The organism is uncultured Oscillibacter sp. (assembly GCF_910587525.1).
GTDB lineage: Bacteria > Bacillota > Clostridia > Oscillospirales > Oscillospiraceae > Oscillibacter.
In genome coordinates this window covers 1-5,654 of record NZ_CAJULS010000142.1, presented here as the reverse complement: position 1 = coordinate 5,654, position 5,654 = coordinate 1, and the positions used below count along the sequence as shown (strand labels likewise).

Annotated in this window: 7 protein-coding genes; 3 read left to right on the top strand and 4 right to left on the bottom strand. The window is 57.3% G+C overall.

What is annotated here, in order from left to right:
- The 3 genes from QZ326_RS10970 to iolE form a co-directional block, all read right to left on the bottom strand.
- Nucleotides 1–512 (bottom strand): thiamine pyrophosphate-binding protein (locus QZ326_RS10970; RefSeq protein WP_295745108.1); only part of this gene is annotated, 512 nt, incomplete at its 3' end.
- A 111-nt stretch (nucleotides 513–623) separates the two neighbouring features.
- Complete coding sequence (locus QZ326_RS10965) at nucleotides 624–1,424, bottom strand: 5-deoxy-glucuronate isomerase (RefSeq protein WP_295745106.1); 801 nt, start codon at nucleotides 1,422–1,424, stop codon at nucleotides 624–626.
- A 60-nt stretch (nucleotides 1,425–1,484) separates the two neighbouring features.
- Entirely contained in the window at nucleotides 1,485–2,387 is a 903-nt protein-coding gene (gene iolE / locus QZ326_RS10960; RefSeq protein WP_295745105.1) for a myo-inosose-2 dehydratase, read from the bottom strand.
- A gap of 352 nt (nucleotides 2,388–2,739) precedes the next feature.
- Here iolE and QZ326_RS10955 point away from each other — a divergent pair, with 352 nt between their 5' ends.
- Together QZ326_RS10955 and QZ326_RS10950 are read left to right on the top strand one after the other, a co-directional pair.
- The gene (locus QZ326_RS10955; protein ID WP_295745104.1) at nucleotides 2,740–3,510 is read left to right on the top strand and encodes a M15 family metallopeptidase; all 771 of its coding nucleotides are present in this window, start codon (nucleotides 2,740–2,742) and stop codon (nucleotides 3,508–3,510) included.
- A 104-nt stretch (nucleotides 3,511–3,614) separates the two neighbouring features.
- Nucleotides 3,615–4,259, top strand: coding sequence for a hypothetical protein (locus QZ326_RS10950; protein WP_295745103.1), 645 nt, complete (start codon nucleotides 3,615–3,617; stop codon nucleotides 4,257–4,259).
- Between the two features lie 165 nt (nucleotides 4,260–4,424).
- On the opposite strand, the gene QZ326_RS10945 is transcribed toward QZ326_RS10950, so the two are convergent.
- On the bottom strand, nucleotides 4,425–4,892 hold the full coding sequence (locus QZ326_RS10945) for a metallophosphoesterase (protein ID WP_295745102.1): 468 nt from the start codon (nucleotides 4,890–4,892) through the stop codon (nucleotides 4,425–4,427).
- Nucleotides 4,893–5,030: 138 nt separating this feature from the next.
- Between QZ326_RS10945 and QZ326_RS10940 the strand changes: the two genes are divergently transcribed.
- Nucleotides 5,031–5,336 (top strand): hypothetical protein, encoded by a 306-nt coding sequence (locus QZ326_RS10940; RefSeq protein ID WP_295745101.1) that lies wholly within the window; start codon nucleotides 5,031–5,033, stop codon nucleotides 5,334–5,336.
- The last annotated feature ends 318 nt before the right edge of the window (nucleotides 5,337–5,654 follow it).

Below are 5,654 nucleotides of genomic sequence, written 5' to 3'. Positions count from 1 at the left end.
CGGAAGGCGGAGATGGCGGCGCTCATCAGCTGCTCGGGCCGGACGATGCGGTCCCAGTAGCGGCAGACGGCCTTAAAGGCATCGTTGGTGGAGATGGAGAGGTTGTGGGTCTGCTCCACCTGCTGGAGCACGGGATCCGGCTGGCGGCAGGCATACACGTCGCCGGGCAGCACCAGCACGGGGATGTTGTTGGCAGTGGCGGTGCCGCAGGCGGTGACCATGTTGGCCGCGCCAGGACCCACAGAGGACGTGACTGCGAAGATCTGCTTGCGCTTCATCTGCTTGGCGAAGGCCACGGCGGCCTGGGCCATGCCCTGCTCGTTCTTGCCCTGGTAGACTTCAAGCGCATGGGCCTCCTGAGTCAGCGCCTGGCCCAAGCCCACCACGTTGCCGTGGCCGGGAATGATGAACACGCCCCGGACGAAGCGGCTCACGTCTCCGTCCACGTCGATGTACTGGTTCTCCAGAAACCGCACCAGCGCCTGGGCCATGGTTAGACGAATTGTCTCCATAATATACCTCCTGAAAAATATGAGACCGGAGTTAAAAGACAGAAGATTGTTCCGGAAATGGAGCGTTTGTCCATGGGGGCAAAACGCCTGTCTCCTCACTCCTGTCTGAAATTAACCCTGGTAGATGTGGTCGTTGGCGTCGCTCTTCCAAAGCCACTGGTGCTCCTCATCATCGATGCGGGTTTTCAGCCAAGGGTCGCCGTCCAGGTGGCGGATGCCCCAGGCGTAGCACATGGCGTAGCCGGGCGCGGCGGTCTGGGAGTGGAAGCCGCTGGTGATGACGGCGCAGCCGTTCTGGCCGGTCTTGTAGACCTCGCCGTTGCCAAAGCCGGCGCCAAAGCCCTGGGGATAGTCGAAGCGGTAGAAATAGACCTCCGGCTGGGGATGGTGGTGGGGGGGATAGGAGGACCACTTGCCGGGGTGGTTCAGAACCTCGCCCAGAACCATGTTGGAGAAGGGGGCGTTGTCGTGGTCGAAGAAGGTCTTGATCTCCCGCTCCATGCAGCCCAGCAGCTCGCCGCTGCACCCGGCGTGCTGGGTCTGGACGGTGTCGGGGGTGTACATGACGGCCTCGAAGGGCGTTTCGTTCAGGGTCTTCTGGATGTACAGCTCACTGTGGGCCTGGGCGGTGAGGGTGATCTTGGTGCCCCGGCCTGCCAGCAGGCAGTAGGCCTCGTGATGGAAGCAGTCGGGCCGGTCGGCCTCGCAGGTCTTTCCGTCCCAGGCATAGGTCACCTTACCGGCGAAGAGCAGCACGGCAATCTCCTTTTCCGCCTCTTCAAAGGTGAAGATGTCGCCGGGCTCCATTACCAGCAGGCCGATGTCCATCTGGGTGCCCATGTCGTCTGCGGCCATGTCGATGTAGGTGTTGTAGCCCTGCTTGAGCTGGTCATTCTTGCTGAAATAGGTCATTGAAACCATCTCCTGATTTTTTTAAGATAAGGCAAAGACAGCGCGGGGATAGGGGACGCCTTAAAGCCCCGTGTGCTCCTTGATGTAGGCGCGGCCCTTCATGGCGTACTCCAGGGGATTGGCCTGGGCGGGGTCCTGCTCGGCCTCCACCAGCAGCCAGCCTTGATAGCCGGCGTCGGAGAGCGTCTTGAACACGGGGTCAAAGTCCACATCGCCGTCTCCGGGAACGGTGAACGCGCCGTTCCGCACAGCCTGGAGGAAGCTCCAGTTGTTGCGCCTGGCCTCTTCCACCACGGGCAGGCGCATGTCCTTCAGATGGACGTGGCCCACCCGGTCCACGTACTTCTTCAGCATGGCGAGGGGGTCCTCTCCGGCGAAGGTGAAGTGGCCGGTGTCATAGCACAGGAAGACATACTTGGGATCAGTCCCCGCCATCATGCGGTCCGTCTCCTCGCTGGTCTGGACCACGGTGCCCATATGGTGGTGGAAGCAGAGCTTGAAGCCCCGGTCCGCCGCAATTTTGCCCAGCTTGTTGAGCCCCTTGCAGAAGCGGTCCCATTCGGCGTCCGTCATCACGTGCTTGTGTCCGCCTGTGAGGACAGGGGTGTCCATCTGTCCCTGGATCGAGTAGCTCTGCTCGCTGACGTTGATGCGGTTGGCGCCCACGGCGGCCAGGAAATCCAGATTGGCCGTGAAGTCCTTCTCTTCCTCCTCAAAGGGGCGGGTCAGGATGAAGGAGGAGTACCAGCGGCTGGCGATGCGCATGCCCCGCAGGTCCAGGGCTTTTTTCAGCTCCGCGGGGTCGGTGGGGTACTTGTTGCCGATCTCGCAGCCAGTGAAGCCCGCCAGGGCCATCTCGCTGACGATCTGCTGGAAGGTGTTCTCTCCGCCCAGCTCCGGCATATCGTCGTTGCACCAGCCGATGGGCGCAATGCCCAGGGAGACGTGTTTGGGATCAAACATAGAAATATCCTCCTTAAAAATGATCTCGGTTGGATAAAACCTGTGGATGCCGTTTCTGTGTCCGTACACAGAAGTGGGAAAACGAAAAACGCCTGTTACAACGTTTATTATATGAATCTAGCATCAACCGGCTGAAAAATCAATGACTTTTCATGCCGGTCACGGAAATTTTCTGATTTAGCCAAAGACGTTCTCCCTTTTTCTGTGGAAATGACAGTGCCGAAAAGAGCGGAGCGGAGAAAAAATTTTTATCCTATTTACAAATTACCCCTTTCTTTATAAAAAAAGAAGGTGTATGATGAAATAAAACCACAAGGGATTGCGGCCTGATGGGCCGGAAAGGACAAGACATATGAAAATTATGCGATATGCCGCCGCGCTGCTGCTGGCGCTGGCGATGATGGTTCCGATGGCGGGGGCGGCTGGGCTGGCAGAGCCCGCCCCGGCGGGGGCGGAGGAGCTGCCGGAATCCGCGGTTGTGGACGAGGACTGGAAGCAGCTGCTGGTAAACCCCTGGAACCCCCTGCCGGAGGATTTCTCCGTTGAGCTGGTGACGCTGGCCTCCTGCGGACTGAAGGTGGACAAGCGGATTCGGGCAGACCTCAACGAGATGTTCTCCGCCTGCAGAAAGGCGGGGCTGAATCCGGTGATCTGCTCGGCCTACCGCACCCAGGCGACCCAGACCCGGCTGTACAACAACAAAATCTCCCGCCTGCGGGCCGCCGGGTACAGCTGGGAGAGCGCGGTGGAGGAGGCGGGCCGCTGGGTGGCGGTGCCCGGCACCAGCGAGCACCAGACAGGTCTGGCGCTGGACATAGTCTCTGCAAGTTATCAGGTGCTGAACAAAAAGCAGGAGGATACGCCGGAGCAGAAGTGGCTGATGGAGCACTGCTGGGAGTATGGCTTCATCCTGCGCTACCCCTCGGACAAGTGCGACATCACCGGCATTAGTTACGAGCCCTGGCACTACCGCTATGTGGGTAAGGAGGCCGCCCTGGCCATTCGGGACAGCGGCCAGTGCCTCGAGGAGTATTTGGAATCGCTGGAGGAGAGCGCCGGGCAGGCCGGTACATCCCGTACATCCCCCGCGTCCCATAACATGACGGAAAACCGGTTCGCTTGAGAACCTGCCATAATATAAAACAGCACCCCGATGAAAGCAGCTTGTTTTCATTGGGAGCTGTTTTATGACTGACCAACAAGACAGAATTGTAAAGCGAGGAACGGATGACGCAAAACACGGAAACAAAGACGGCTCATCATCCAATAAATATGTGGCCATTTGCTGCGGTGTTCGCAATATGCGCCGTGATTCAATTTGACGCCCTTGCCGCAATCATTCCAAACCAGACAGCAGCTCTGGGGACCACCCCTGTTGTTTGGGGAATTGGGGCGGTCTTTATATCTGTAAAAATGAAAAGAGAAAACAGCGACCATCTGCTTTACAACAGTTTCCCGCTTTCAGGCAGAGATGGGCTGATCCTTTTCTTTGTGACCGCGGGCGGTATAGCGATGGCGGCGGGCAATTATTTGTATGCGGGCTTAAAACCGTTGTTTATCAGGGAATTGTTTACAGGCTATCCGCTATATACCATTAGAAATATCATTTATTTTCCCCTGGAGGTGCTGCTGATGATGCAGCTTCTTGTACATTCACAGGCGGCGGGGGAGCTTTTAACAAAGAGAAGTTCTGTTCCCTGGGGGGCATTCGCGCTATTTTTATTATGGGGATTGCCACATATATTATGGCGTGGGTTTTCAGACGGCATAGTATCTGCGCTGAGAGCTTTTATATATTCAATTCCGTTTTATGCCTCTGGTAAAAATATTAGGACAAGTTATATTGGCATGATCATCCTGTGGTTTTTATAAAGCATAGATGGAACCAACGGGAAACGTATATTCCGGTTTGCCGCCCGTCGCCGCAGGTATTTTATTTGAAAGTGTCATAGCGGGCCGCGCAAGCATCAAAAGGCAGGGCAGACCGCCACGGTCTGTCCTGCCTTTTGATAGAGGCGCCCTGCGCGGGCGGAGGCGTCACTCCAGCGGGACAGTCCGGGCGTCGGCCCTGACGCCGGAGAGGGTGAGCACCCCGTAAAAGGGGTGGGCGTAATCCCCGATGCTGCCAGGATTCAGAAAGAGGGTTTTGCCCCGCATGTCCACCAGGGGACGGTGGGTGTGGCCGAAGAGGAGCACATCCAGATTCTGCTCCTCCGCTGCGTACCCGGCGGCGATGAGGGACTGCTTTACGCCGTAGGTGTGGCCGTGGCACAGCAGAATGCGTTTGTCCTCCAGGCATATCAACCGCTCCGCGGCCTCCTGGGAGCGGAAATCGCAATTGCCGGGCACCTGTTCAAAAGGAACCTCCGGAAAGCGCTCATGGAGCCGCTGGCCGTCCCGCCAGCAGTCTCCCAAGTGGAAGATCGCACGGGGAGATTCCCGCTCCACCGCCCGGATCATATTGTCGATGTTGCCGTGAGAGTCGGAAAGAACCAGGATCTTCATGGACAGGCCTCCTTCTTTGTGTACCCTGCCAGTATACCCCTTTTTTTTCCGTTTCGCAACCGGTTTGACAAGAATGGTGAAACCTGCTATAAAATTAGGGTAAGGGGAAGAAGTAGGGCATTTGAGGAGATGAACGGTATGGAGAGCAGTTTCGCGTTTTTGGACAGCGGCTTTTTCACCAAGGCGGAGGTGTACCCCGGGAGCCTTGGGACATTCCGCTACCGCTTCAAGCGGGAGGGCTGGACCGGCAGCGGCAGGATTCAGGCCTGGGTGTATGAGAATACCAGCTTCGAACTGGCAGAGAATATCGAGACAGAGACCTTCGACTGGACAGAGGAGGGGGTGGCGGCCCTGCGCTCCTGGCTGGACCAAAAACTTGCGGAGCGCGGCACAGAGCCCTACTGCATCCCATACCCGCCGGCATCCCAAAAAGAAAGTCCCTGATCGGCGGGCCTGTCCCCGGGGAGCGAAGCGAATCCGGGCAAGAGAAGTACGCATGGAAGGGGCCCGCAAGGAAAAGGGCGTGTACGGGCAAAACCTTTGTGTTTTTTCCGGCACGATGTCAATCATCCTGCCGGGACAGAGCCTCGCGCACCAGAACAAAGAGACAGGCACTGCCTGTCTCTTTGTTCTGGAGTAAGCGGTCAAAATCGATCTTTTGAAAAATTGCTTTTATCGTTTGGCTCAATGGTGTAGCAAAGCTGGATAAGCTAAACGGTGCGTGACATTACTGTGATCTGAGTAATTACATCCCGGAGACGG

Excerpts from the sequence above, each read along its gene's own strand:
- QZ326_RS10965 (WP_295745106.1), bottom strand. The coding sequence starts at position 1,424 with ATGACCTATTTCAGCAAGAATGACCAGCTCAAGCAGGGCTACAACACC.
- QZ326_RS10950 (WP_295745103.1), top strand. The coding sequence starts at position 3,615 with ATGACGCAAAACACGGAAACAAAGACGGCTCATCATCCAATAAATATG.
- QZ326_RS10940 (WP_295745101.1), top strand. The coding sequence starts at position 5,031 with ATGGAGAGCAGTTTCGCGTTTTTGGACAGCGGCTTTTTCACCAAGGCG.
- QZ326_RS10955 (WP_295745104.1), top strand. The coding sequence starts at position 2,740 with ATGAAAATTATGCGATATGCCGCCGCGCTGCTGCTGGCGCTGGCGATG.
- iolE (WP_295745105.1), bottom strand. The coding sequence starts at position 2,387 with ATGTTTGATCCCAAACACGTCTCCCTGGGCATTGCGCCCATCGGCTGG.
- QZ326_RS10945 (WP_295745102.1), bottom strand. The coding sequence starts at position 4,892 with ATGAAGATCCTGGTTCTTTCCGACTCTCACGGCAACATCGACAATATG.